Consider the following 23,532-nt stretch of genomic DNA (forward strand, 5'->3'; position numbering starts at 1 on the left):
TCTACTTGTCGCCGAGGTTGGGCGGATCGTCCATCATCGGTGTCTCCGCGATCACCGGATAGGCGCCGGTGTACCCCACGCGTTCCTGGGCGAGTCGCATCACCCGGTCTCGCTGCAGATACCAGCCGATGATCAGCAGCGGTGTGAAGACGCCGATGGCCACCAGATTCCAGTAGTTTTCGTAACACATCAGGATCAGTACCGCGATCAGGAAAATGACCGTGGCGTAACCGGTGTAGGGGGCGCCCGGCATCTGGAACTTGCCGCGCTTCAAGATCCCGCGCTGTGACCACTGGTACAGCCGCAGCTGACAGATGACGATGGTGGCCCATGACGCCAAGATGCCGAGCGCGGCGACGTCCAACGCCGTCTCGAAGGCTTTGGCGGGGATGACCATGTTCATGAAAACGCCCAAGACGGTGAACGAGCCCGTGAGCAGAATGCCGGGATAGGGCACTCCGCCCGACGACATTCGTGAAAGGAATGATGGCGCACTGCCGTTCATGGACATCGACCGCAAGATGCGACCGGTGCTGTACAACCCGGCGTTCAGGCTCGACAGCGCTGCGGTGAGCACGACGAAGTTCATGATGTCGCCGGCGTGAGGGACGCCGACCCGGGCGAAGAAGGTGACGAACGGGCTCTCACCGGCCTTGTACGTCGTGTAGGGCAGCAGCAGGGCCAGCAGTACCAGCGATCCGACATAGAAGATGGCGATGCGGAACACCACGGCGTTGATGGCCTTCGGCATGATCTTCTCGGGGTTTTCGGTCTCTCCTGCGGCGGTGCCCACCAGTTCTACTGAGGCATAGGCGAATACCACTCCAGAGGTGATGACCACCAGTGCGAGTAGGCCGTTGGGGAACAATCCGCCGTTGTCGGCGATCACCGAGGCGCCGGTGGCGGCGCCGGCGACCGGGAACCTGCCGGCCAGGAACACGATGCCGAAGATCAAGAAGGCAACCAGCGCAATGACCTTGATCAGTGCTGCCCAGAACTCCATCTCACCGAACAGCTTGACGCTGATCATGTTCATGGTCAGCACGATGACGAGGGCGATGAGCGCGATGACCCATTGCGGCACCGCCTCGAAGGCTCCCCAGTAGTGCATGTACAAAGCGACAGCGGTCACGTCCACGATCGAGGTCGAGGCCCAGTTGACGAAACACATCCAGCCGGCGACGTATGCGGCCTTCTCCCCGAGGAATTCACGCGCGTAGGAGACGAATGACCCGGATGAGGGGCGGTGCAGCACCAGCTCGCCGAGCGCACGCAGCATGAAGAAGACGAACAAGCCGCAGACCGCATACACGATGAACAGTCCGGGCCCCGCGCTGGCCAGCCGGCCACCCGCGCCCATGAAAAGACCGGTACCGATGGCGCCGCCGATGCCGATCATCTGCACTTGGCGGTTCTTCAGACCCTTGTGATACCCCTCGTCCTCGCGGGTGAGAGCCGACACATCGTAATTAGCTGGAGACGCCATGGGGCGACGGTACCGGGGATTAGGTCATCGCGTGTGTCAAAAGTGTTATGAACTCCGTACATGTCGGGTAGCGCCTTAACGGATCCTTCGCCATCGCCTTGGCGACGATGGAATCGAAAGCTCGTGGGATGTGCTTATGGCGGTACGAGATCGGCCAGGGTGTGGCGTTGAGATGCAGGTCGGCGAGCTTAATCGCCGTGCGTGCGGTGAATGGAGGTTTGCCATCGAACAGCTCGACGGCCGTGCACGCCAGTGCGTATTGGTCGGTGGCGGCCGTCACAGGTTGTCCGCGCAGCACCTCGGGCGCGGCGTAGGGCAGCGAGGTTAGGACGACAGGACGGCGCGGACCGTCGGCAAGGACCAGTTCCTGGGCGATGCCGAAATCGGTGAGTACGGCGCTGCCCGATTGGCGGCGCATGATGTTCGACGGCTTTACATCGCAGTGCACCACCTGGGCCTCGTGGATGTAGTCGAGCGCTCCGGCAATCTGTTGTAGAGCAGTCAGTTTGATCGGGATGATCCAGCTCTGATTGGTGCCCACCAGGTCTTTCGCCGAGCCGCCGGTGAGTGCTTCCATGGCCAGCCAGTCCTCACCGCGTTCGTAGACGGTGATGATGCGGGGATGCGAAAACCGTTGGGCCAAGTCGAATTCTCGGTGCAGCCGGTCGATGTTCTCCGGATTCCGATGCCGCGAGTCCAGCACCTTCAGGGCAACCGCGGGCCCGTCGTCGTCGCCGGCGCGGTGCGCGAGGTATACCTGTGCCGTCCCGCCACGGCCCACGGGCGCGTCGATGACGTAACCGTGGAACTCCTCACCCGGTACCGTCATGCAACGAGGGTGTCATGAGTCACCCAGTGTGGTGGGGATTTTCGGCCTAGGCGCGGCTGGGCTTAATACGTGGGCCTGGGAAACTCCGTCGTCACCGGATCTGGTCCCGCACCAATCGGGGCCGGCGGCGGGGGAGTCGGAGCGGTGGTCGCCCGCTGCGGTGTTCGCGGTGGCGGCAGCGGTCGGGTACGCACATTCAGCGGCCACCAGAACCAGCGGCCCAGCAGGGTCGCGATCGCCGGTGTCATGAACGAGCGCACCACCAGGGTGTCGAACAGCAGACCCAGACCGATCGTGGTACCCACCTGCCCGATGATGGTCAAGTCGCTGATGGCCATGGCCATCATGGTGAAGGCGAAGACCAGTCCGGCGGAGGTCACCACGCTGCCGGTGCCGCCCATGGCCCGGATCATGCCCGTCTTCAGGCCGCCCGGTAGTTCTTCCTTGAGCCGAGATACCAGTAGCAGGTTGTAGTCGGAGCCAACCGCCAGCAGCACGATGATCGCCATTTGCATGACCATCCAATGCAGTTCCTGGCCCAGGATGTACTGCCAGATGATGACCGACAAGCCGAATGATGCGCCCAGGGAGAGCAATACGGTACCGACGATCACCAGCGAGGCCACGAAGCTGCGTGTGATGAGCAGCATGATCAGGAAGATCAGGCACAGCGCGGAGATGCCGGCGATCATCAGGTCGTAGCGAGCGCCGTCGGCCATGTCATGGAATGTCGCTGCGGTGCCGCCGAGTTCGATCTTGGCGTCCTCGAGTGGGGTGCCCTTGACCGCCTCGATAGCCGCCTGCTTGATCGGCTCGATATGTGAAAGTCCTTCGGGCGACGTGGGATCGCCGCGGTGCGAGATGATCATGCGCAGGGTCTTGCCGTCCGGCGACAGGAACATCTTGAGGCCGCGCTTGAAATCGGGGTTGTCGAAGATCTCCGGTGGCAGATAGAAGGAGTCGTCGTTCTTGGCCTTGTCGAACGCCCGGCCCATGGCCGTCGAGTCCTTGCTCGTCTCGTCCTGCAGGTCGTACATGCCGGCCATGGTGCTGTGCATCGTCAGCATCATGTTCTGCATGGATTCCATGAGCGGGATCATGTCGCGCATGTCCTGGACCATCTTGGGCATGATGACGTCCATCTGCTCCATGGAAACGATCATGCCGTCCATGTTCTCGGTCAGTTCGTCGATCTTGTCCAGCACCTCGAAGATCGACCGGAAGGCCTGACACACCGGGATGTCGAAGCAGTGCTTCTCCCAATAGAAGTAGTTCTTGATGGGGCGGAACCAGTCGTCGAAATTCTCGAGGCTGTCCCGCATGTCATGGATAGTGCCCTGCAGGGTGTGCATGTCACCGATCATCTGGTGCATGATGCCGGTGAGCTCGGTCATGTTGGCCAGCATCTTCTTCATGGTGTTGACCATGACGCCCATCTGGTCGGCCTGGACCTTCATATCGGCCATGCGGTCCTTCATCAGCTTCAGGTTCTGAATCTGGCCGACGCCCTGGGCGCTGATGAGGAACGGGATGGAGCTGTGTTCGATCGGGGTGCCCTGTGGGCGGGTAATGGCTTGCACGCGTGCGATTCCCGGCACGCGGTAGACGGCCTTGGCCAGCTTGTCGATCACCAGGAAGTCCGCGGAGTTCCGCATGTCGTGGTCGGACTCCAGCACCAGCATTTCAGGGTTCATCCGGGCGGGATCGAAGTGCCGGTCGGCGGCCTGGAAGCCCTGATTGGCCGGGATGTCCTTGGGGATGTACTTCTTGTCGTCGTAGCTGGTCTTGTATCCGGGCAGCGCGGCCAGGCCGATGATGGCGATGGCCATCGAGGCCGCCAGGATGGGGCCGGGCCAGCGCGTGATGGCGGCACCGATGCGGCGCCAGGTGCGAATGCGCATGGCGCGCTTGGGCTCGAACAGGCCGAACTTGCTGCCGATGGTGATCAGCGAGGGGCCGACGGTGAGTGCGACGGCCACGGCGGTCAGGACCGCGACGGCGCAGGGCACGCCCAGGGTCTGGAAGTACGGCATGCGGGTGAAGCTCAGGCAGTACATGGCGCCCGCGATCGTCGACCCGGTGCCCAAGATGACATGTGCTGTGCCATGGAACATCTCGTAGTACGCGGCCTCGCGATCGAGTCCGTTGACTCTGGCTTCCTGATATCGCCCGATCAAGAAGATGGCGTAGTCGGTTCCGGCGGCGATGACCAGCACCACCAGTAGATTCACCGCGAAGGTGGACAGCCCGATGATGTGGTTGTCGCCCAATACCGAGATCATTCCGCGTGCGGCGCCCAGCTGGATGCCGACCATCAGAAGCACCATCAGCACGGTGAAGAACGATCGGTAGAAGAACAGCAGCATCACGATGATGACGATGAATGTCAGCCCGGTGATCTTGATCATGCTGCTGTCACCGGCATGGCCCATATCGGCCTGCAGTGCAGCGGCTCCGGTGACATACACCTTGAGACCGTCCGGCATGGGCTTCGGGTTGCCGTGCTCGTCCGTGGTGAGGTTCTTGACGATGTTGCGGACGGCTTCGATCGATTCGTTGGCGAGCGTCTCGCCCATGTCTCCGGACAGGTTCACCTGGACGTAGGTGGCCTTACCGTCGGTGCTTTGTGCGCCGGACTCGGTAAGCGGATCGCCCCAGAAATCCTGAACGTGCTGAACGTGTTTGGTGTCGGCGCGCAGCTGCGACACCATCTCGTCGTAGAACTTGTGCGAGCCCGGGCCTAGCGGTTGGTCGCCTTCGAGCACGATCATGGTGACGCTGTTGGAGTCGGACTCCTGGAAGAGCCGCCCCATGTTCTTCATGGCCTTCATGGACGGCGCATCGGAGGGGCTCAGTGAAACGGCGTTCTCTTGACCGACCTGTTCCAACTGGGGTGCAGAGAGCGCGAGGATGACAACCAGTGCGGCCCAGGCGATGACGATGGGGACCGACAGGCGTCGGATCCATTTGGCCAGGAAGGTGGGTTCCCCGTGTGCGTGCGCCCCGCTCATGCGGACTTCACAAAGCAGTAGACGTAGGCGCTCACCTCGTTGGTATACCTCTCGTCTTTTTTCTCGTCATTGGCCGTGATGCGGCAACCCAGCCCGTCGGCATTGCGAGTTTGCGCCAGGATGTTTCCCGTCATCGACGGTGCCGTCGTGACGATCTCAATCGACCACGGTAGCGTCGCCCCATTGATTTGGTGGGGCTCCCCTTCCTTGTCGATGTAGTTGATGTCGGCAATGGTCCCGGGTGGGCCGAAGATCTCGTAGACCACATGCTTGGGCTTGGAGTTGTTCTTGTCGTCGGTCATGCTGCCGGCGTAGGTGGGCAACTGGTGGGAGCCGAAGATGCCGCGGATCCGCCACACCGCGAAGCCCGCGATGGCCAGGACCAGCACCATCACCAACGGGATCCACGCCCGCTTCAATGCGCCAAAAATCGCAGGACCCCTTCACCCGTTGCTGTAGATCACGTCGCTTGCTGCGGACTAGCTGGACAGCGGTGCTTCACACCGGGCAGCAGGATGAGCTGTTGACCGAAAAACGTATGAAGCATCTATTTCTTAACGCATAGCGTGTGCGTTACAGGGAACCTACCAGTGGGTAAGGGTGCCCGCAAGTCACACGCCGTGCGTTATCTTGAGATAGATGACATCGCTGAGTTTTCGTCGCGCTCGTTCGGAGGAGAACAAGCGTCAACGTGCGGCAACGATCGTGGAAGCCGCCCGTGCGATGGCGCTTGAGTCCGGTGTCGCGTCGGTCACTCTCACCGGTTTGGCCAATCGTGCGGGCGTCCATCACTCCGCGGTGCGTCGCTACTTCAGCTCCCATAAAGAGGTGCTGCTGCGGCTCTCGATGGAGGGCATGGCGGCGTTGGCGAAGTCCGTGTGCACCGCGTTGGACGGTCCGCAGGATCGGTCGCCCGCCGACGTCGGTGCGGTCCTGTCGGGCGCCCTCATCGCGGCACCGTTGTTCTGCGACCTGTTGGGCAGTCATTACCTGCATCTGGAACACGAAGTGGAGATCGATCACGCTCGTGAGGCGCAGCGCGTCAACCAGGAAGCCGCGATGACGATCGTGGAGGCGATAGAACGCGCGGCACCGGCATTGGACCGCAAGGGCGCCCTCGACATCGTCACGTCGGCCTTCGCCCTCGCCGGGCTGTTGTGGCAGTTCGCGCATCCGCCGGAGGGTCTCGAACACGATTACGGCGACGAGCCCGGCATTCCGGACGATTGGGACACCGATTTCGCCAGTACGCTCACGCGGCTACTCACCGCGACATGCATCGGGGCGGCGAAGAAGCCTTAGGCCTCGGGGCCGGCGTCGAGGCGCTTCTGGAACCAGTGGTGCGCGTACTTCTCGTCGTTGAACGGGGCGACCTCCTGGTAGCCCGCCGAGCGGTACATCGCGATCGCTTCGGTGAGTGCGCGATTGGTGTCCAGGCGAATCGTGTGGGCGCCGTGGGCCCTCGCCTGCCGCTCCAGCTCGGTGAGAATTCGTTTCCCGAGTCCCATCCCGCGCACGTGGGGGGAGATCCACACACGTTTGATTTCGGCGGTGCCGGTGTTCGGATGCAGCTTCAGCCCGGCGCAGCCGACGGGCTCCTCGTGCAGGGTCGCGACCAGAAACAGGCCGGCGGGAGCGCAGAGTTCGGTATCACCGGCAGGGAGGGTGAGCGCCGGATCGAATCCGTCCTCGAATCTGGCCGAGATCTCCTCGAAGTACGCGCGAATGCAGTAGCGGGCCTCGGGGGAGCGGGTGTTCATGACGCCGATCTGCACCTGCGAGGCCACGAAGAGCCGTTCCACCTCGGCCATGGCGTCGGCGAGCCGTCGTCGTTGGTTCGCGCTCAGCGGTTCGAGGATCGAATGTGCCAGGTCGTCCGAGCGGCGGTCCAGCTCGGCCAGTTCGGCGGTACCAGTATCGGTAAGCCGTGCGGTGCGCACGCGGGTGTCGCTGTCGGCGGCGGTCACCTCGATGAGCCCGGTAGCTTCCAGTGCCCGCAACAACCTGCTGAGATACCCCGAGTCCAGGCCCAAACGGGCCCGCAATTCGCGGATGTCGCATCCTTCGGCGCCGATTTCCCACAGCACGCGCGACTGTCCGAGCGGGCGGTCGCGGGCGAGGTATTCGCTCTCGAGGACTCCTATTCGTTGCGTGACGGTTCTGTTGAAGCTACGCAGGCCGTCGACCAGGGCATCGGTCATTTACCTGACTTTAGTCAGAGAAAGCCGCGATGTCTGCACTGTGTGATGGGTGAGCACCATTCGGGTCGTCAGAACGTACCCTCAGGGGCGTGTCCGAGACCGTCTCCGATTGGGTGCCCACCGGCGCGGTGACCGTTCGGGCGCCCGGCAAGGTCAACCTGTACCTGGCCGTGGGTGATCTCCGCGAGGACGGCTATCACGAGCTGACCACGGTTTTCCATGCCGTATCCCTGGCCGATGACGTGACCGTGCGTGATGCCGACGTGTTGTCGGTCGACGTGGTCGGGCAGGGCGAGGGAACGGTGCCCACCGACGAACGCAATCTTGCCTGGCAGGCCGCCGAGCTCTTCGCCGATCACGTCGGACGCGCGCCCGACGTCTCGATCTTCATCAATAAGGACATCCCCGTCGCCGGCGGTATGGCCGGGGGGTCCGCCGACGCGGCCGCCGTCCTGGTAGCGATGAACGAGCTCTGGCATGCCGGCGTGCCGCGCCGCGATCTGCACCACCTGGCTGCCCGGTTGGGCAGCGATGTCCCGTTCGCACTGCACGGCGGGACCGCCCTGGGCACGGGTCGGGGAGAACAGCTGGCCACCGTCTTGGCGCGCAACGTCTTTCACTGGGTGTTCGCCTTCGCCGATGGTGGTCTGTCGACGCCCGACGTCTTCCGGGAGATCGATCGGCTGCGAGAGAACGGTGATCCGCCCCGGCTCGGTGAGTCCGACGAGTTACTGGGTGCCCTCGCCGCCGGTGATGCGCGCCGGCTGGCGCCACTGCTGGGTAACGAGCTGCAGGCCGCGGCGGTGAGTCTGAATCCCGGCCTGCGTCGGACGCTGCGAGCGGGGGAATCCGCAGGCGCCCTCGCGGGAATTGTCTCCGGCTCCGGACCCACCTGCGCGTTTTTATGTACCTCGGCCGAGGACGCGTTACAGGTGAGCGCCGAGCTGGCCGGTGCGGGTGTGTGTCGGACGGTTCGGGTGGCCAGTGGGCCCGTGCACGGCGCGCAGGTTATCCAGGGACGCAGCGACGGCTAGACACGCCGAACGGCGCGACACGCCGAACGGCCTGATCACAGTGGGTTTGGTCGGTGATTAAGAAAAGCCTAAGATGCTAGCGGATCATAAGAAGGCATCCGGACTGTCACCTGAACGATATGAATCCGCTGCTACAAGGCTTGCGCGCGCCTAACGCGCGTCACGGCACAAGTGGCGGACCATCTCATACGGACCGATGCGGACTGCGTGACACGCCCTCGAGGGAGGCAATGTGAGCAGGTTTACCGACGAGCTGTACGCCAACGCGCTGTCCAGCGCCAAGGGCATGGTCACCGGCGAACCCGATACTCCCGTTCGGCACACCTGGAAGCAGGTGCACGAACGAGCCAAGCAGATCGCCGGTGGACTCGCTGGAGCCGGGCTTGGTCCCGACGATGCGATCGGCATGTTGGTCGGCATGCCCGTCGAGATCGCCCCGGCGATCCAGGCCGTGTGGATGCGCGGCGCGTCGCTGACGATGCTGCACCAGCCGACCCCACGCACCGATCTGGCGGTGTGGGCCGAGGACACCCTCAAGGTCGTCGACATGATCGGCGCCAAGGCCGTCATCGTGTCCGCCCCCTTCGACGCTGCCGCTCCGGTGCTGGAGGAGAAAGGCGTCATCGTCGTACACATCAAGGACCTGTGGGACGCCGACGCGATCGAACCCCTTGAGGTGGACGAGGATTCCGTGGCGCTCATGCAGCTCACGTCCGGCTCGACCGGCTCTCCCAAGGCTGTCAAGATCACTCACCGCAACCTGTACGCCAACGCGCACGGCATGTACGTCGCGTCCAAGTACAAGCCCGACATCGATGTGATGGTCAGCTGGCTGCCGTTGTTCCACGACATGGGCATGGTCGGCTTCCTGACGGTGCCGATGTTCTTCGGTGCCGAGCTGGTGAAGATCACCCCGATGGACTTCATGCGCGATGTTCTGTTGTGGGGCAGGCTGATCGACAAGTACAAGGGCACCATGACGGCCGCCCCGAACTTCGCCTATTCGCTGTTCGCCAAGCGTCTGCGCAACCAGGCAAAGCCGGGCGACTTCGATCTGTCGACGCTGCGCTTCGTGCTTTCCGGCGCCGAGCCGGTGGACCCCGCCGTGGTCCATGACCTGTGTGATGCCGGAAAGCCGTTCGGGTTCCAGGCCTCTGCGATGGTGCCCGCTTACGGTATGGCGGAAACCGCGCTGGCCGTGTCCTTCTCGGAGGTCGAGGCCTCTGGTCTGGTTGTCGACGAGGTCGACGCCGATCTGCTGGCCGCCCTGCGTCGCGCCGTTCCCGCCACCCGCGGAAACCTGCGCCACCTGGCCACGCTCGGCCCGCTGTTGCCCGGTATCGAGGCGCGGGTTGTCGACGAGGACCTGAACGTGCTGCCGCCGCGCGGTGTCGGTGTCATCGAGTTGCGTGGCGAGTCGGTGACACCCGGGTACGTCACCATGGGTGGCTTCCTGGCCGCGCAGGACGAACAGGGCTGGTACAACACCGGTGACCTCGGCTACCTGACCGAGAAGGGTCACGTCGTGGTCTGCGGTCGCGTCAAGGACGTCATCATCATGGCGGGCCGCAACATCTACCCGACCGATATCGAGCGTGCCGCCGGTCGCGTCGACGGTGTGCGGCCGGGTTGCGCCGTCGCCGTGCGCCTGGAGGCCGGAGTCGACCCCAAGAACCAGCGCGAGACCTTCGCGGTTGTGGTGGAGTCCAACGCATTCGAGAACGCCGACGAGGTTCGCCGCATCGAGCAGCAGGTTGCGCACGAGGTGGTGGCCGAGGTCGATGTGCGGCCGCGCAACGTGGTGGTGCTCGGACCGGGCAGCATCCCGAAGACGCCGTCGGGCAAGCTGCGGCGTTCGACCTCGGTGGCCCTCGTCATCTAGGCGACATCATCGTGGTGTGAACCGCGAACGTAACCGCACGCACCGAATCCGCGAGAAACGTGTGCTTGTGGTTACATTGGCGCGCCGAGGTGCCGGGTCAGTACCCAGCGCGGCGCGGCGGCCGATTACTCGAACGGCACAGGCGGCATCTTGACCACCTGGGCGGCATAGCTGAGTCCGGCGCCATACCCGATGAGTAGTGCCGTGTCGCCCGGCTTGGCCGCTCCGGTGGACAGCAGCGTCTCCATGGCCAACGGTACCGACGCCGCCGAGGTGTTACCGGTGTGCTCGATGTCGTTGGCAATCACCGCATCCGGACGCAGATGCAGATTCTTGGCCAGAAGTTCGTTGATGCGGGTGTTGGCCTGATGTGGGACGAAGACGTCGATCTGCTCGGGGCCCACCTTCGCGGCCTCCATGGCGCGCTGTCCGACCTTGCCCATTTCGAAAGCGGCCCAACGGAACACGGAGGTGCCCTCGATGCGCAGGTAGGGGCGCGGGCCTTCCGGGTCGGGCGCTGCCGCAAAGTCCATCCAGTCGATGTCCTGACGAATGGCATTGGCCTGGCTGCCGTCGCTGCCCCATACCGTGGGTCCGATGCCCTGTTCGGCGGTCTCGCCGACGACAACCGCGCCGGCCCCGTCGCCGAAGATGAAACAGTTGCCGCGGTCGGTCATGTCGAGTGCGGGGGAGAGCTTTTCCGAGCCGATTACCAACACCTTGCTGGCGCTGCCGCCACGGATCATGTCGGCGGCCACGCCCACCGCGTACCCGAACCCGGCGCAACCGGCGGAGAGGTCGAATGCCGGGACGCCCTGAGCGCCCAGCGCGGTCGCGACGGCCGGGCCGGACGCCGGCGTCTGCAGGTAATGGGTGCTGGTGGCAACGATTACCGCGTCGATCTCTGCGCTGGTGAGCAGCGCGTTGGCGATGGCCCTGCGCCCGGCCTCGATGGCCAGGGTCTGCGCGGATTCGTCGTCTGCCGCGAACCTGCGGGTCTTGATCCCGGTGCGGGTGTAGATCCACTCGTCCGAGGATTCGATGCGTTCGCAGATCTCCTCATTGGTGACGACGCGTTCGGGACGATAGGCCCCCAGGCTGAGCAGGCCGATCTTGTTGGCGCCGCTGGTCTCCGCAATCACGGTCATGGAGAGACCATAGCGTCGGGGTGCCAGCGCATCACCCCCAGGCATGCACCTGATTCTGTGCGGCCTCCAGGCCTAGACGGATCAGGAGCTCTGTTGCGTCGACGCCCTGCTCGCACAGCAGCGGAACCTGCTCGGTCTCCGCCTTGGCAAAATTCTCCAGCACGAAGGCCGCCGGATCCTTGCGTCCTGGCGGGCGCCCGACGCCCAGGCGAACCCGCAGGTAGTCCTTGGTGCCCAGCGACTGCGATACCGAGCGCAGGCCGTTGTGGCCGCCTTCGCCGCCGCCGAGCTTGAGTCGCACGGTGCCGAAATCCAGATCCAGCTCGTCGTGCATGACGATGACGTTCCCCGGTGGAACCGAGAAGAACTTGGCCAGCGCGGCCACCTGCGGGCCGGAGGTGTTCATGAACGTACGCGGCTTGGCCAGGTTCACGGCCCGGCCGCCGAGGCGAATCGTCGTCGCCTCGGCGCCGGACTTCTTGTGAGGCTTGAAGGTCGCGCCGTCCTTGGCCGCCAGCAGATCGGCGACCATGAATCCGAGATTGTGCCGCGTCTTGGCGTAGGTCGGTCCCGGGTTGCCCAGGCCGACCACCAGCACGGCGTCATCGGATAGGAGCACGGATTACTCCGCTCTACTCTTCGGTGGAGTCCTCGGCGGCTTCCTCGGCGGGAGCCTCGGCACCTTCGTCGCCGCCACCCTCGGACTCGAGGTCGGCAGCGGTCGGCGCGGTGACGACGTTCACGACGAGCGTGTCCGGATCGGAGATCAGGGTGACGCCCTTGGGCAGCTCGATCGAACCGGCGGTCACCTGAGTTCCGGCCTCCAGACCCTCGACCGACACGGTGAGGCTTTCAGGGATCGACAGCGCCTCGGCCTCGATCTCCAGGGTGTTGGCGTCCTGGGTGACCAGGGTGCCGCTGGCGGCGTCGCCCTCGACGTGAATGGTCACCTCGACCGTGACCTTCTCGCCCTTGCGCACGACCAGCAGGTCAGCGTGGACCAGGTTGCGGCGGATCGGGTGGATCTCGATGGTCTTGGTGAGGGCCAGCTGCTCGCGTCCCTCGATGTTCAGGGTCAGCACCGCGTTGGTACCGGAGTTACGCAGCACGGCCGCGAAATCGTGGGCCGGCAGGTTCAGGTGCTCGGGGGTGGTGCCGTGGCCGTACAGGACCGCGGGAACCTGGCCGTCGCGACGGGCGCGGCGCGAGGCGCCCTTGCCGGTATCCGTGCGGACGGTCACGTCGAGGTTGTTGCTGGTGGGGGCGTTCTTCTTGGACATCTGGTCAACTCCTTGCGTCTCGTTAACACGGCGCAGGGAGGACATCGCGAGCATTCCGGAAGGAAGTCCATGATCCCGTCGATAACGGTGGGAAGACCCACCCTCGCCGTGACAGCCTGCCCAGAGTAGCCGAGCGCGAACCCGAAAGGCCAATCAGCGCTGCTGTCAGAGCGGAAAGGACACCCCGGTGAGCTGCTCGGACAGGTCCCAGAGCGCCTTGGCGCTCTCGGCGTCCTGAGCTCTGCTGCTGCGGCCCACCGGCTTGGGGTAGCCCTTGGCCTCGAATGGGCCGTCCGGTCCGATGTAGGTGTCGCCCGGCAGATCCTGGGACGCGGCATAGAGCGTCGGCAGGGCACCGTGCGCCGCATCCTGCGCGAAGAGATTGCCGGTCTTCAACGCGAGTTCGAAGATCGGGTTTCCGCTGTGCGATTGCAGTTCGGTGGCCGCCACGCCGGGATGGACGGTGAGGGCGCGCACCGATGATCCGGCCGCGCTCAGGCGGCGCTGCAGCTCCTTGGTGAACAAGAGATTGGCCAGCTTCGAGGCGCCGTACGCGCCCGCGCGGGTGTAGCCGCGACGTTCGTAGTTGAGGTCCGCCAGGTTGATCTTCCCGGCCCGGTGCGCGACGGACGACACCGCGATCACCCGGTCGGTGATCTTGGGCAGCAACAGGTTGGTGAGCGCGAAGGCGCCGAGATGGTTTGTGCCGATTTGGCTTTCGAAGCCGTCGACGGTCTTGGCCCGCGGCACCATCATGATGCCCGCGTTGTTCACCAGGATGTCGGCGCTCTCGACGGTATCGGCGAAGGCTCGCACCGAAGCGAGGTTGGCAACGTCGACCTGGCGCACCTCCGCGCTTCCGGTGATCGACGCCTTGGCCGCGTTTCCCTTCTCGGTGTTGCGCACGGCCATGATCACGTGTGCGCCCACGCGGGCCAGCTCGCGCGCGGTCTCCAGGCCGAGCCCGCTGTTGGCCCCGGTGACGACGACGGTGCGGCCCTCAAACGACGGGAGTTCGGCGGCACTCCATTTGGCTGTGGACTTGGTCACGACAGCGACCCTAGGTGCTGGAGGCGTCGTCCACCAGGGTTGGGTGCGCGGCCAGTGCCAGGGGTGGATCCTGTTGCTCCCATGCGTCGGCGTACAGCGAGCAGCCGAAGACGACGAAACTGGCGGCGATCAGCAAGGACCGCCACACCGGCACCGGCCGCATGACAGCCACCCAGTACGCGATCGCCAAGAGACCTGCCCCGATGGCAAGCCAGCTGAAGCCAACCGTGCCGACGACGAACCCGGACAGCAGCCCTGCCAGGGCGCCGGCCACCGACATCGCGGCATCCACGCGTCCCTGTGTGCGCGGCCGGTTCTGGTCGGTGGTGGCATCGGTGACGGCAGTGCTGCCCGCGACGACGCCCAAACTCCAGCCCCACCCCAGCAGGACCAGCGAGACGATGGTTCCCGTCAGCGAGTGTCCCTGTGTGACCGCGGCGGCGCCGGCGGCTGCGCTGAGTACCAGTGCCGCGAGTCTGCCGACGGAGCGAGAACCGAAGCGATCGACTAGGTATCCCGATAGCGGGGCCGGTAGGTACATCGAGGCGATATGCAACGAGATGGCCAGTCCGGTGGCGGATATCCCGAACCCGTTGTGGCGCATATGTACAGGCGTCATCGTCATCATGGCCACCATGAGTGCCTGGGCGCCGCAGATTGTCACCGCCCCGAACCACACTCCGGGACCTGTCGTCGGGGCAGGCGGCTCGCCCGCCTGGAAGGCCTGCGCGCGCGGGAACTTCGGCAGTGTGGTGACGACGATCAAGGCGGCGAGATAGGCCGCGCCCGCCAGCAGAAATGGGCCGGTCATGGCGGGCAGCTTCCAGCGGGTGGCGATCGCCTCGGCGGTGGGAAGCACCGTGGGGCCCAGCAGGACTCCGGCGGACGTGGTCATGAGCACCACGCTGATCGCGAAGGCCTGGCGGTGGGGAGGGGCGAGATCTGCTCCCGCGTATCTGGCCTGCATGGTGGCGGCGCTTCCCGCTCCGTACGCGGCCAGGGCCAGGAGAAGGATCACCGCGTTCGAGGTGGCTATCGCGAACATCGCTGCCAGGCTTCCGATGGCCGCGGCACCGTAGCCAAACGCCAACCCGGCCCGCCGGCCCCACCGTTGCGACAGGCTGCCGACGATCGCCGCGGCACCGGCGGTGCCTGCTGTCACGGCGGCATTGGGTAACCCTGCCAAAAGTTCTGTTCCGAAAGCACTTTGGGAAAGCAGGGCGCCCACGGTGACTCCTGCCGCCAAGCCGGCTCCGCCTATCAGCTGCGAGAGCAGCAGAACCGTCATGCCTCTGCTCGTCATGAGCGAGCGGCGAGGTGTCAGCGTCGCCACCGGTCGATCCATTCGGCCTCCTCGCGCTGCTTGCGTTCGTGGAGCTCTTCAGAAGGCTCGGTCATCACGAGTCGGGGGGACGGGAGGGCGAAGAAGTCGATGTGCGCCAGACCGGAACGGTGCGCTCCGACCTCTACGAAGCACTCGCCGCGGCTCTGGAACTGATGGTCAGAATCGGTCCGTGTGCCGCCCAGATGGTCGATGATCTGGGACGCCACTGCTGCGGCTTGTGATTTGGCGAATGTGGCGGCCTTGGGTACAAGCTTGCCGGAAGGCGCTGCGACGGATGCGATGTCTCCGAGTGCCCACACTCCCGGCCATTGCGTTGCAAGCGTCGCGTGGTCGGCCGGAATCCACCCTCGGTGATCGCCCACCGCGAGCGCGGGTTCGTGTGGTGGGACGAATACCAGGAGATCGAACGGCTCGCTGACACCGTCCGCGAAGAGAATTCGCCGCTCGTTCGGGTGTATGGCTGTCGGCGCCCGATTTCCGTGGAATCCGACGCCCGCGGTTTGCAGCATGTCGATCATCTGTGCCCCCACGACCGGGCCTGCCGAGACCAATGGATGAGGCTCGGGCGTGTACATGTCGATGACAACTCGTTCCCGGATACCGGCCTCCGAGAACAGATCCGCGGCAAGGAGGGCACCCTCGACGGGAGCGACCGGACATCTGTACGGAGTGCTCGTCACGAGGAAGACCACCCGGCCTTCGGTGAACGAGTCCAGTGCATGATGCGCCTGCCGTGCCGCGGCGGGTTCGTAGAAATGCACGGCGCTACCGGACTCGTAGGCTTCCGTCAGGCCAGGCAGCAGCCCGACATTGTTGCGCGCACCGGCTGCGACCACCAGGGCGTGATACCCGAGTTTCTCGCCGGTATCGAGCATCACCACTCGGCTTTCGGGATCCACGGCCGCGACCGCGGCACCTATCCGAAGGACGCCGTCGAGGGCCTTTGGCGATGGCGTCACCGCGACGTTCTCGGGTGTGCGCCAGCCGCGCATGATCCAGGGCAGCGATAGGCCCTGAGTGTGGGAATTAGCCTCGTCGATGACGACCACGCGATGTCCGAGTCCCTGCACGTCGAGTGCTCGCAGCTTTTCGATGACACTCAGTCCGCCGATTCCGGCGCCGATCACGACGATTGTCTTGGGCATGGCGGCGGCCGCCTCCTCGTGGCTCAGTGTCCGGTTGGCCCGGGCGGGTCTATCGACGACCAGGCGGCGGGTCGTGTAGGACGAAGAAGAAAGTTCATGCGAACCTCCGACTGACCGCCGTAGCCATTGATACCATATTCCAAGGATGATTGGAAGATACTCATGACCAGCCCGCTTCGCCGTTCTCTGCACGACCAAGTAGCCAATGTGGGCAAGGGCTTGGCGAACGGAAAACGTCTGGAGATCCTGGAGCTGCTGACGCAGGCGGAACGCTCCGTAGAGGCGATCGCGGGTTTGACCGGGTTGGGTATCACCTCGGTGTCGAGCCATCTGCAGATCCTCAAGCATGCCGGGCTCGTGATCGCCCGGCGTGAAGGTGTGAAGGTCTTCTATCGGATCAGTGGTCCGGAGGTGGCCGCGTTGCTGGTGGCGACGCAGGCCGTCGCCAATCAGCACATCGCCGCGGCGACCGATGCGGCGCGCTCATTGCTCGGTGAAGGCGTCGAGGCGATTAGTCCGGACGAGCTGATCGAGCGCACGCAGAAGGCGGAGGTGATCCTGCTCGATGTCCGGCCTCGCGAGGAGTACGAGGCGGGGCATTTGGACGGTGCCATCAACATCCCGCTGGGGGAGCTCAGCGAGAGTCTTCGGGATCTGCCGCCCGGCGCGAATATTGTCGCGTACTGCAGGGGGAGGTATTGCGCGTTGGCGCCGGAGGCGGCGCGCCTGTTGGCCCTGCGTGAACGCAGTGCCGCTTATCTCACCGAAGGCATGCTCGAATGGAATGCCAGGCAACGCGATCTGGATTCGTGATTGACGCTCAGCGCGTGTGCGCCTTTGGTCCGTCTTCTTCGAGGAGGGTGGGAGATGCGAGTTGGGGAGATAGTGAGCATCCCCAGATGTCCATGGCGTTGAAGACCGGTCGTAGTCGTTGGCCTGCGGCGGTGAGTTCGTATTCGACGCGTGGGGGGATCTCGGCATAGACCGTGCGGGTGAGTAATTCGTGTTCCTCGAACCGCCGGAGCCGGGAGGAAAGGGTGTGCGGGCTTATGCCGGGTAGTGCCTGGCGCAGCTGCGTGAAACGCCGGGGCCCGGACAGTAGCTCTTTGATGATCAGAGTTGCCCATGGGCCGTCTAGTACCGCGAGGAATCGGGTCACCCCGCAGTCGGGAAGCTCGGTGGTCATGAGGGCATGATAGTGCGTCTTCTGTACTTGATTCACATTTTGAATCATCGTCTCTGTGCTGTGGCAACGCCATATGCAGGATGGTCGGCCCGGCGCCATTGGTGCAGTTGATGTAATCGGTGCATTTAATGCACTATTGGGTCATGACATTCAACAACACCCCAGTGATCAAGGTGCATGGCACCTCCGGTGCCCAGGGCGGGCCAGTGGTAGCCAAGCTTGAGCAGCTCGGCTATCGCCCTGTCGGTTTGGCGCGTGAGGCCACGATGGGCGGCTCGGGTCAGGCGGTGGATCTTTCCGATGTCGACTCGGTTCGCAAGGTGTACGCCGATGCCGATGCGATTTTCGTGCAAGTTCCACTCGGCGACGGACCCACTCGGGCCCGCCAGTTCCGCACCATCGCCGCGGCGCTGGAAGGCACCTTGGTACGGCGGATTGTGATCACCGACAGTGCTGCTACGGGGGACCCGGCGGCATATGCGCCCGACGGCCCCGAACCGGCGCTGGCCGAACTGGTCAATGTTGCCGAGAGCCTCGGCATTTCGCATGCGGTGATCCGCAGCAAGATATTCCTGGAAAACCTGCTGCTGCCGGCCGTTCAAGGTCCCCTGGGGGAGAAGAACTCACTCGAATACCCCTTCGCACCCGACTTCAAGGTGTCCTGGGTATCGCACGAGGACGTGGCCGCGGTCGCGGCGCACCTGCTGACCGAAAGTCGCTACGAAGGTGAGGTACACGTCGGTCATCTGCCCGGGATCACGGGACGGGGCCTGGCCATCAGCGTTGGCCGGGCACTGGGGCGCGAAATCACCTACCGGGAAATCTCTCCGGCGGAGTGGGGCGCCCGCAACCTGCCGCTCTTCGGTGAGGCCCTGGCGCAGATGCTCGACCAGATGTACACCCAGCTAGCCACACAAGACAGCCACGAAATCCCCGCCGAGAAAGACGCTGGCCACCGCCTTGGCATCTACCCTCGCGACCCCCAGGCCTGGGCACAGAGCCACCTGACCAACAACTGAAGGAGAGGCAGTGACCACCAGCGAATACCGGCCGGCAACCACGGCCGAGGGGCACCCGGCCGCGTGGGCATCGGCATTCAACACGCTCGATCCGGCCAACACCGACAAATTCAACAGCGAGGACACCATCTTTATCCCAGAGCCCGGCTACGTGCTCAAGGGACCGGGTCCGCTGCGGGCCGCCATGCAGGAATTCATGAACCTCGGCCTACCCATCCAAGAACGCATCCGGCACGTCTACGAAAGCAACGGGATAGCACTTGTCATCGTCGACTGGAAGGTCGAAGGAGAAGCCAACGGCGAGTATGTATCTCTGTCCGGTACCGGCGCCGACGTCATCCAGCGCGGATCAGATGGGCGCTGGCGCTATTTGATCGACAACCCGTTCGGCACCGCGTAGGGCTTACTGTCGAAAGCCACGCCCGCGGTGACTATCGCTTGGTGATCTTCAGGCCGCCGGTGAGGGCGGCGACATCGCCTGCCAGGGCCGCGGCCTGCGTCTCGGTGGTCGTCACCGTGAGCTGCGCCAGGTAGTGCAGCGGCCCGTCCGGGACGATGACATCGCGGTTCCATGCGTGCACCCGCACGTTCTGGTTGTCATAGGTGCCCTCGATCGCGGCCGACGGATACCCCTGGAAATCGTCGAGGGATGAGGCGATCTTCCGAAAGTTCGGGGTGTTCTGGGCGTCGGTGAAGCCGTGTTCGGTGATCGCCTTGCGCGCGTCCAAGGTGCCCTCCAGCTTGATGAGGTACACCACCGCGCTCGGTGTTCGTCCCTGATCGGCGCCGCTCGGCTTATCGGCTATCAGGTAGGCCGGATCGAGCGCGCCCAGGTTCTCCCAGCCTTCGGGCAGAGGTATCCCGATGCGCACGTTCGCCGGGTTATCCGGTGATACCGGGGTGACCTTGACACCCAGGCCCTGCAGATACTCGTTCATCGATATCGGCTTGGCGGCAGTTGGTGCCGGCGAGCTGCTCGATGTCGAGCTGTTCGATGAAATGGCTTGTGGTTGGGCTTGTTTCGAATCGCATCCGGCCGTCGCGAGCGCCACCAGGCACCCGGCGACCAGCGCGGCGCTACGCATTCCCGTCGAAAAGTCCTGTCACCGAACCGTTCTCGAAGACTTCGCGGATGGTGCTGGCCAGCAGCGGTGCGATCGAGAGCACTGTCAGCTGGGGGAAGCGCTTCTCCTCGCCGATGGGCAGCGTGTTGGTGACCAGCACCTCGCGGGCTCCACAGTTGGCCAGACGCTCGGCGGCGGGGTCGGACAGCACGCCGTGGGTGGCGGCGATCACCACGTCCTTGGCGCCGGCCTCGTGCAGCAGCCCGACCGCCCCGGCGATGGTGCCACCGGTGTCGATCATGTCGTCGGTGATGACGCACGTCTTGCCGGTCACGTCACCAACGACGCGATTGGCCTTGACCTGGTTGGGAACTCGCGGGTCGCGGGTCTTGTGGATGAAGGCCAGCGGTACACCGCCGAGGGAGTCGGCCCATTTCTCGGCGACGCGCACGCGCCCGGAATCGGGGGACACCACAACCACGTCTTCGCCATTGCTCACGTAGTGCTCGGCGATGTAGCCGCACAGCAGCGACTGGGCGCGCATGTGGTCCACGGGTCCGTCGAAGAAGCCCTGAATCTGATCAGTGTGCAGGTCGACGGTGACGATGCGGTCGGCGCCGGCGGTCTTGTACAGATCGGCCACCAGGCGGGCCGAGATCGGCTCGCGGCCGCGGTGCTTCTTGTCCTGGCGGGCGTACGGGTAGAAGGGCAGGATCGCGGTGATGCGCTTGGCGCTGCCGCGCTTGAGGGCATCGATCATGATCAGCTGTTCCATCAGCCAGGTGTTCAGCGGCGCCGGGTGCGACTGCAGGACGAACGCGTCGCAGCCGCGTACCGACTCCTCGAACCGCACGAAGATCTCGCCATTGGCGAAATCGCGGGCGGTCTGCGCAGTCACCTGGACGTCGAGCTCCTTGGCGACCTGTTCGGCCAGCTCCGGGTGCGCGCGCCCCGAGAACAGCATCAGATTTTTGCGGTTGTCCGTCCAGTCGGTGCTCACGGCGCAGCTAGTCCTCTTGGGTTGATAATTTCGGGCTTCAGGAGGACGGAGTCGGGTACCGACCCGTCGGGGTAATGGTACGGACCTTTCCCCGGTGACCGGGAGCGGGTTGCCGGAATTTGAACGCCAGATGTCCAAACCCGGCTCTTACCGAGGGCGAGCAGCCACGTTCACCGCCGGTGATCAGGAGTTCTTCGCGGCTTCCTCGGCGGCCTTGGCCGCGTCGCTGCCCGGACGCTTCTGTGCCACCCAGCCCTCGATGTTGCGTTGCGGACCGGCGGACACCGCCAGCGCGCCCGGCGGCACGTCCTCGCGGATGACTGTCCCGGCACCGGTGTACGCGCCGTCGCCCACGGTCACCGGCGCTACGAACATGGTGTCCGAGCCGGTCTTCACGTGGGAGCCGATCACGGTGCGCCGCTTGGTCTCTCCGTCGTAGTTGACGAACACGCTGGAGGCTCCGATGTTGCTGTGTTCACCGATGTCGGCATCGCCCACGTAGGTCAGATGCGGCACCTTGGTGCCCCGCCCCACCGTGGAGTTCTTGACCTCCACGAACGCGCCCAGCTTGGCGCTCTCGCCGGTCACCGTGCCCGGCCGCAGGTAGGTGAACGGTCCGATGACCGACCGTGCGCCGATGGTGGAGCCCTGGCCGTGGGTGCGGATGACCGTGGCCGAGTCCCCGACGGTGACGTCGATCAGGGTGGTGTCCGGGCCGATGTGGCAGTGGCCGCCGATCGTGGTGGCCGAGTGCAGCTGGGTGCCGGGCGCGATGGTGGCGTCCTGACCGATTCGAACGTCCACGTCGATCCAGGTGCTGGACGGGTCGATGATGGTGACCCCGTTGCGCTGGTGGTGGCGGATGATCCGGCGATTCAGCTCGGCGCCGAGCTCGGAGAGCTGCACGCGGTCGTTGACGCCCGCCACCAGAGCGCTGTCGTCAACATGGTTGGCGTGCACGACTTTTCCGCTCTCGCGGATGATCGAGACGGCGTCGGTGAGGTAGAGCTCGTGTTGTGCGTTGTCCGAGCGCAGCCGAGACAGTGCTGCGTGCAACGGCGCGATGTCAAAGGCGTAGACGCCGGCGTTGACCTCGCCGATGGCACGCTGGCTGTCGGTGGCATCGGTCTGCTCGACGATCGCGATCACCTCACGGTCCTGGGTGCGCAGGATGCGTCCATAACCGGTGGGATCGGCCAGCGTGGTGGTCAACAGCGTGGCGGCGGCGGGCTCGCTCTTATGGCTGCCGATCAGTCCGGCCAGGGTGTCGCCGTCGAGCAACGGGATATCACCGGAGGTGACGATCACGGTGCCGGCGAAGTCTGCCGGCAGGGCCTGTAGTCCGCAGGCCACCGCGTGCCCGGTGCCGAGTTGCTGTTCCTGGACGGCGATGTCGATCTTCCGGCCGAGTGACTCGGCGAGGATGTCGACCGCGGTGGCGATGCGTTCGCGGTCGTGTCCCAGCACGATCACCAGATGTTCGGGATTGACGCTGGCCGCTGCGTACACCGAGTGCGCCAGCATGGAGCGGCCGCCGAGGGTATGCAGCACCTTGGGGATGTCCGAACACATGCGGGTGCCGGCACCCGCGGCCAGCACGATTACTGCAGTGCTGTCTGGCATTGCTGTTCCTTACTGCTCCGACCGAGGGTCACTCGGACGAGCCTCGGTCGTCGGCTCGCTCGGTCAAGCCTCACTCGCTGCTCCGTCGCCAGGACTCGAACCTGAACTATCTGAACCAAAATCAGAGGTGCTGCCGATTACACCACGACGGACTGTTACAGAATGAAGACTGTAGTCGACCACCGGGCGAGGCTTACCCGAGCGACTCGGCAGGCTGACGCGAGGCTCGTCCCACGAAAGAGTGATGGCACATGGCGGTACCTAGTAGGCCGGATGGCTCCGGGCGGACTCCCCGCGTCCGGATGGCTGGCTCTGAACGGCGCCGCCAGCTGATCGACGTAGCGCGGTCTTTGTTCGCCGAGCGTGGATATGAGGCCACCTCCATCGAGGAGATCGCGCAACGCGCCGGGGTGTCCAAGCCTGTGGTGTACGAACATTTCGGCGGTAAGGAGGGGCTGTACGCGGTTGTGGTCGACCGTGAGATGTCGGTGCTGCTGGACGGCATCACCTCGTCGTTGACGAGTTACCGCTCACGGGTGCGGCTCGAACAGGTGGCGCTGGCTCTGCTGAGCTACATCGAGGACCGCACCGACGGCTTCCGGATCCTCATCCGGGACTCACCGCCGGGTGTCAGCTCGGGGACCTACTCGAGCCTGCTCAACGACGCGGTCAGCCAGGTGTCGAGCATTCTGGCGGGCGACTTCCAGCGTCGCGGTCTGGACGCGGAGATGGCGCCGCTGTATGCGCAGGCGCTGGTGGGGCAGGTGTCGATGACGGCCCAGTGGTGGCTGGATGCTCGTGAACCGAAGAAGGAAGTGGTGGCGGCGCACATCGTCAACCTGTGTTGGCACGGTTTGAAGCATCTGGAAGCAGATCCGCAGCTACACGAGGAATGACCCCTCGCGCAGGAACATCTGCGCTCCGCGCACCGTTGAACCAGTGAGTGGCTGGTGAAGGAGGTGGTCGGTCATGACGGGGATTCGCCTGGGCCTGGGGGGCGCGGTGGCGCTCACCCTCGGCGTGATGGTCGCCCCCACCGCGGCGGCAGACAATTGCTCCGGCCCGCTCACCGCGCGGGTGTGTGTCAAGCCTGGCAACGCCGAGTTGCATTCCACACCCAACCGGGAGTTCATCCCCGAGGTTCCGCAGGCATCGCCGTGGCTCGTCGTCGGCGGTACCGGCTCGGGTGTTTGGATTCCGTGATCGAACCTGCACGCAGGGTGAATCAG

The 23,532-nt window shown here is 64.6% G+C and carries 23 protein-coding genes and 1 tRNA gene; 8 read left to right on the forward strand and 16 right to left on the reverse strand.

The genetic code is table 11. The features are described from left to right. Nucleotide 1 precedes the first annotated feature (1 nt). From MYCSP_RS04965 to MYCSP_RS04980, 4 genes are all read right to left on the reverse strand, one after another. Nucleotides 2–1,486, reverse strand: a complete 1,485-nt coding sequence (locus MYCSP_RS04965; protein WP_088413309.1) for an amino acid permease — start codon at nucleotides 1,484–1,486, stop codon at nucleotides 2–4. Nucleotides 1,487–1,505: 19 nt separating this feature from the next. Next, nucleotides 1,506–2,315, reverse strand: coding sequence for a serine/threonine-protein kinase (locus MYCSP_RS04970; protein WP_083014493.1), 810 nt, complete (start codon nucleotides 2,313–2,315; stop codon nucleotides 1,506–1,508). A gap of 62 nt (nucleotides 2,316–2,377) precedes the next feature. Further along, nucleotides 2,378–5,326, reverse strand: coding sequence for an MMPL/RND family transporter (locus MYCSP_RS04975; protein WP_088413310.1), 2,949 nt, complete (start codon nucleotides 5,324–5,326; stop codon nucleotides 2,378–2,380). Further along, nucleotides 5,323–5,745: an MmpS family protein gene (locus MYCSP_RS04980; RefSeq protein WP_088413311.1), complete on the reverse strand. Its 423-nt coding sequence runs from the start codon at nucleotides 5,743–5,745 to the stop codon at nucleotides 5,323–5,325. The genes MYCSP_RS04975 and MYCSP_RS04980 overlap by 4 nt, the downstream gene beginning before the upstream one ends. A 220-nt stretch (nucleotides 5,746–5,965) precedes the next feature. Here MYCSP_RS04980 and MYCSP_RS04985 point away from each other — a divergent pair, with 220 nt between their 5' ends. Further along, nucleotides 5,966–6,628 (forward strand): TetR family transcriptional regulator, encoded by a 663-nt coding sequence (locus MYCSP_RS04985; RefSeq protein WP_070912865.1) that lies wholly within the window; start codon nucleotides 5,966–5,968, stop codon nucleotides 6,626–6,628. Here the strand turns inward: MYCSP_RS04985 and MYCSP_RS04990 are convergent. Next, nucleotides 6,625–7,527, reverse strand: a complete 903-nt coding sequence (locus tag MYCSP_RS04990; RefSeq protein ID WP_083014497.1) for a bifunctional helix-turn-helix transcriptional regulator/GNAT family N-acetyltransferase — start codon at nucleotides 7,525–7,527, stop codon at nucleotides 6,625–6,627. The two genes, MYCSP_RS04985 and MYCSP_RS04990, sit on opposite strands and share 4 nt — an antisense overlap. A gap of 89 nt (nucleotides 7,528–7,616) precedes the next feature. Between MYCSP_RS04990 and MYCSP_RS04995 the strand changes: the two genes are divergently transcribed. Together MYCSP_RS04995 and MYCSP_RS05000 are read left to right on the forward strand one after the other, a co-directional pair. After that, entirely contained in the window at nucleotides 7,617–8,561 is a 945-nt protein-coding gene (locus MYCSP_RS04995; protein WP_083014499.1) for a 4-(cytidine 5'-diphospho)-2-C-methyl-D-erythritol kinase, read from the forward strand. A 232-nt stretch (nucleotides 8,562–8,793) separates the two neighbouring features. Continuing rightward, nucleotides 8,794–10,443 (forward strand): fatty acyl-AMP ligase, encoded by a 1,650-nt coding sequence (locus tag MYCSP_RS05000; protein WP_070912863.1) that lies wholly within the window; start codon nucleotides 8,794–8,796, stop codon nucleotides 10,441–10,443. Between the two features lie 125 nt (nucleotides 10,444–10,568). Here the strand turns inward: MYCSP_RS05000 and MYCSP_RS05005 are convergent, their stop codons facing one another. The 6 genes from MYCSP_RS05005 to MYCSP_RS05030 all read right to left on the reverse strand — a co-directional run bounded on the left by MYCSP_RS05005 (nucleotide 10,569) and on the right by MYCSP_RS05030 (nucleotide 16,411). Then, nucleotides 10,569–11,591: a beta-ketoacyl-ACP synthase III gene (locus MYCSP_RS05005; RefSeq protein WP_088413312.1), complete on the reverse strand. Its 1,023-nt coding sequence runs from the start codon at nucleotides 11,589–11,591 to the stop codon at nucleotides 10,569–10,571. 31 nt (nucleotides 11,592–11,622) lie between these two features. Further along, complete coding sequence (pth, locus tag MYCSP_RS05010; protein WP_083014716.1) at nucleotides 11,623–12,189, reverse strand: aminoacyl-tRNA hydrolase; 567 nt, start codon at nucleotides 12,187–12,189, stop codon at nucleotides 11,623–11,625. A gap of 34 nt (nucleotides 12,190–12,223) precedes the next feature. Continuing rightward, nucleotides 12,224–12,871, reverse strand: a complete 648-nt coding sequence (locus MYCSP_RS05015) for a 50S ribosomal protein L25/general stress protein Ctc (protein WP_083014720.1) — start codon at nucleotides 12,869–12,871, stop codon at nucleotides 12,224–12,226. Nucleotides 12,872–13,036: 165 nt separating this feature from the next. Next, entirely contained in the window at nucleotides 13,037–13,921 is an 885-nt protein-coding gene (locus MYCSP_RS05020) for an oxidoreductase (protein WP_088413313.1), read from the reverse strand. Nucleotides 13,922–13,931: 10 nt separating this feature from the next. After that, nucleotides 13,932–15,266 carry an MFS transporter gene (locus MYCSP_RS05025; protein ID WP_235629523.1) on the reverse strand — a complete coding sequence of 445 codons (1,335 nt, stop codon included), beginning with the start codon at nucleotides 15,264–15,266 and terminating at the stop codon, nucleotides 13,932–13,934. After that, nucleotides 15,242–16,411, reverse strand: a complete 1,170-nt coding sequence (locus tag MYCSP_RS05030; protein ID WP_088413314.1) for an NAD(P)/FAD-dependent oxidoreductase — start codon at nucleotides 16,409–16,411, stop codon at nucleotides 15,242–15,244. The genes MYCSP_RS05025 and MYCSP_RS05030 overlap by 25 nt, the downstream gene beginning before the upstream one ends. Before the next feature lie 162 nt (nucleotides 16,412–16,573). Between MYCSP_RS05030 and MYCSP_RS05035 the strand changes: the two genes are divergently transcribed. Next, entirely contained in the window at nucleotides 16,574–17,224 is a 651-nt protein-coding gene (locus MYCSP_RS05035) for a metalloregulator ArsR/SmtB family transcription factor (RefSeq protein ID WP_083014505.1), read from the forward strand. 7 nt (nucleotides 17,225–17,231) lie between these two features. On the opposite strand, the gene MYCSP_RS05040 is transcribed toward MYCSP_RS05035, so the two are convergent. Beyond that, nucleotides 17,232–17,597 carry a winged helix-turn-helix transcriptional regulator gene (locus MYCSP_RS05040; protein WP_083014725.1) on the reverse strand — a complete coding sequence of 122 codons (366 nt, stop codon included), beginning with the start codon at nucleotides 17,595–17,597 and terminating at the stop codon, nucleotides 17,232–17,234. Nucleotides 17,598–17,740: 143 nt separating this feature from the next. On the opposite strand from MYCSP_RS05040, the gene MYCSP_RS05045 reads away from it, so the two are divergent. Continuing rightward, complete coding sequence (locus MYCSP_RS05045; protein ID WP_088413315.1) at nucleotides 17,741–18,616, forward strand: NmrA family NAD(P)-binding protein; 876 nt, start codon at nucleotides 17,741–17,743, stop codon at nucleotides 18,614–18,616. Nucleotides 18,617–18,626: 10 nt separating this feature from the next. Further along, a complete protein-coding gene (locus MYCSP_RS05050) occupies nucleotides 18,627–19,016 on the forward strand; it encodes a YybH family protein (protein ID WP_088413316.1) in 390 nt (129 codons plus the stop codon). A gap of 31 nt (nucleotides 19,017–19,047) precedes the next feature. Here the strand turns inward: MYCSP_RS05050 and MYCSP_RS05055 are convergent, their stop codons facing one another. The 4 genes from MYCSP_RS05055 to MYCSP_RS05070 all read right to left on the reverse strand — a co-directional run bounded on the left by MYCSP_RS05055 (nucleotide 19,048) and on the right by MYCSP_RS05070 (nucleotide 22,455). Beyond that, complete coding sequence (locus MYCSP_RS05055; protein ID WP_088413317.1) at nucleotides 19,048–19,701, reverse strand: LpqN/LpqT family lipoprotein; 654 nt, start codon at nucleotides 19,699–19,701, stop codon at nucleotides 19,048–19,050. Continuing rightward, the gene (locus tag MYCSP_RS05060) at nucleotides 19,694–20,680 is read right to left on the reverse strand and encodes a ribose-phosphate diphosphokinase (RefSeq protein WP_005059141.1); all 987 of its coding nucleotides are present in this window, start codon (nucleotides 20,678–20,680) and stop codon (nucleotides 19,694–19,696) included. The genes MYCSP_RS05055 and MYCSP_RS05060 overlap by 8 nt, the downstream gene beginning before the upstream one ends. A 183-nt stretch (nucleotides 20,681–20,863) precedes the next feature. Next, nucleotides 20,864–22,303: a bifunctional UDP-N-acetylglucosamine diphosphorylase/glucosamine-1-phosphate N-acetyltransferase GlmU gene (glmU, locus tag MYCSP_RS05065; RefSeq protein WP_070912857.1), complete on the reverse strand. Its 1,440-nt coding sequence runs from the start codon at nucleotides 22,301–22,303 to the stop codon at nucleotides 20,864–20,866. A gap of 80 nt (nucleotides 22,304–22,383) precedes the next feature. Then, nucleotides 22,384–22,455: transfer RNA gene (locus MYCSP_RS05070), tRNA-Gln, on the reverse strand. Nucleotides 22,456–22,605: 150 nt separating this feature from the next. Here MYCSP_RS05070 and MYCSP_RS05075 point away from each other — a divergent pair. Both MYCSP_RS05075 and MYCSP_RS05080 read left to right on the forward strand, forming a co-directional pair. Continuing rightward, nucleotides 22,606–23,199 carry a TetR/AcrR family transcriptional regulator gene (locus MYCSP_RS05075; protein ID WP_005059143.1) on the forward strand — a complete coding sequence of 198 codons (594 nt, stop codon included), beginning with the start codon at nucleotides 22,606–22,608 and terminating at the stop codon, nucleotides 23,197–23,199. A gap of 73 nt (nucleotides 23,200–23,272) precedes the next feature. Next, complete coding sequence (locus tag MYCSP_RS05080; RefSeq protein ID WP_083014515.1) at nucleotides 23,273–23,506, forward strand: hypothetical protein; 234 nt, start codon at nucleotides 23,273–23,275, stop codon at nucleotides 23,504–23,506. Nucleotides 23,507–23,532: the final 26 nt, after the last annotated feature.

This window comes from Mycobacteroides saopaulense (assembly GCF_001456355.1).
Lineage (GTDB): Bacteria > Actinomycetota > Actinomycetes > Mycobacteriales > Mycobacteriaceae > Mycobacterium > Mycobacterium saopaulense.

What these genes read in the sequence shown, in the direction of transcription:
- MYCSP_RS04975 (WP_088413310.1), bottom strand. Translation starts at nt 5,326, where the DNA reads ATGAGCGGGGCGCACGCACACGGGGAACCCACCTTCCTGGCCAAATGG.
- MYCSP_RS04985 (WP_070912865.1), top strand. Translation starts at nt 5,966, where the DNA reads ATGACATCGCTGAGTTTTCGTCGCGCTCGTTCGGAGGAGAACAAGCGT.
- MYCSP_RS05035 (WP_083014505.1), top strand. Translation starts at nt 16,574, where the DNA reads ATGACCAGCCCGCTTCGCCGTTCTCTGCACGACCAAGTAGCCAATGTG.
- MYCSP_RS05005 (WP_088413312.1), bottom strand. Translation starts at nt 11,591, where the DNA reads ATGACCGTGATTGCGGAGACCAGCGGCGCCAACAAGATCGGCCTGCTC.
- MYCSP_RS05075 (WP_005059143.1), top strand. Translation starts at nt 22,606, where the DNA reads ATGGCTGGCTCTGAACGGCGCCGCCAGCTGATCGACGTAGCGCGGTCT.
- MYCSP_RS05055 (WP_088413317.1), bottom strand. Translation starts at nt 19,701, where the DNA reads ATGCGTAGCGCCGCGCTGGTCGCCGGGTGCCTGGTGGCGCTCGCGACG.
- MYCSP_RS05015 (WP_083014720.1), bottom strand. Translation starts at nt 12,871, where the DNA reads ATGTCCAAGAAGAACGCCCCCACCAGCAACAACCTCGACGTGACCGTC.
- MYCSP_RS04970 (WP_083014493.1), bottom strand. Translation starts at nt 2,315, where the DNA reads ATGACGGTACCGGGTGAGGAGTTCCACGGTTACGTCATCGACGCGCCC.
- MYCSP_RS04965 (WP_088413309.1), bottom strand. Translation starts at nt 1,486, where the DNA reads ATGGCGTCTCCAGCTAATTACGATGTGTCGGCTCTCACCCGCGAGGAC.
- MYCSP_RS04990 (WP_083014497.1), bottom strand. Translation starts at nt 7,527, where the DNA reads ATGACCGATGCCCTGGTCGACGGCCTGCGTAGCTTCAACAGAACCGTC.
- MYCSP_RS05040 (WP_083014725.1), bottom strand. Translation starts at nt 17,597, where the DNA reads ATGACCACCGAGCTTCCCGACTGCGGGGTGACCCGATTCCTCGCGGTA.
- MYCSP_RS05030 (WP_088413314.1), bottom strand. Translation starts at nt 16,411, where the DNA reads ATGCCCAAGACAATCGTCGTGATCGGCGCCGGAATCGGCGGACTGAGT.
- MYCSP_RS05080 (WP_083014515.1), top strand. Translation starts at nt 23,273, where the DNA reads ATGACGGGGATTCGCCTGGGCCTGGGGGGCGCGGTGGCGCTCACCCTC.
- glmU (WP_070912857.1), bottom strand. Translation starts at nt 22,303, where the DNA reads ATGCCAGACAGCACTGCAGTAATCGTGCTGGCCGCGGGTGCCGGCACC.
- MYCSP_RS05025 (WP_235629523.1), bottom strand. Translation starts at nt 15,266, where the DNA reads ATGGATCGACCGGTGGCGACGCTGACACCTCGCCGCTCGCTCATGACG.
- MYCSP_RS05045 (WP_088413315.1), top strand. Translation starts at nt 17,741, where the DNA reads ATGACATTCAACAACACCCCAGTGATCAAGGTGCATGGCACCTCCGGT.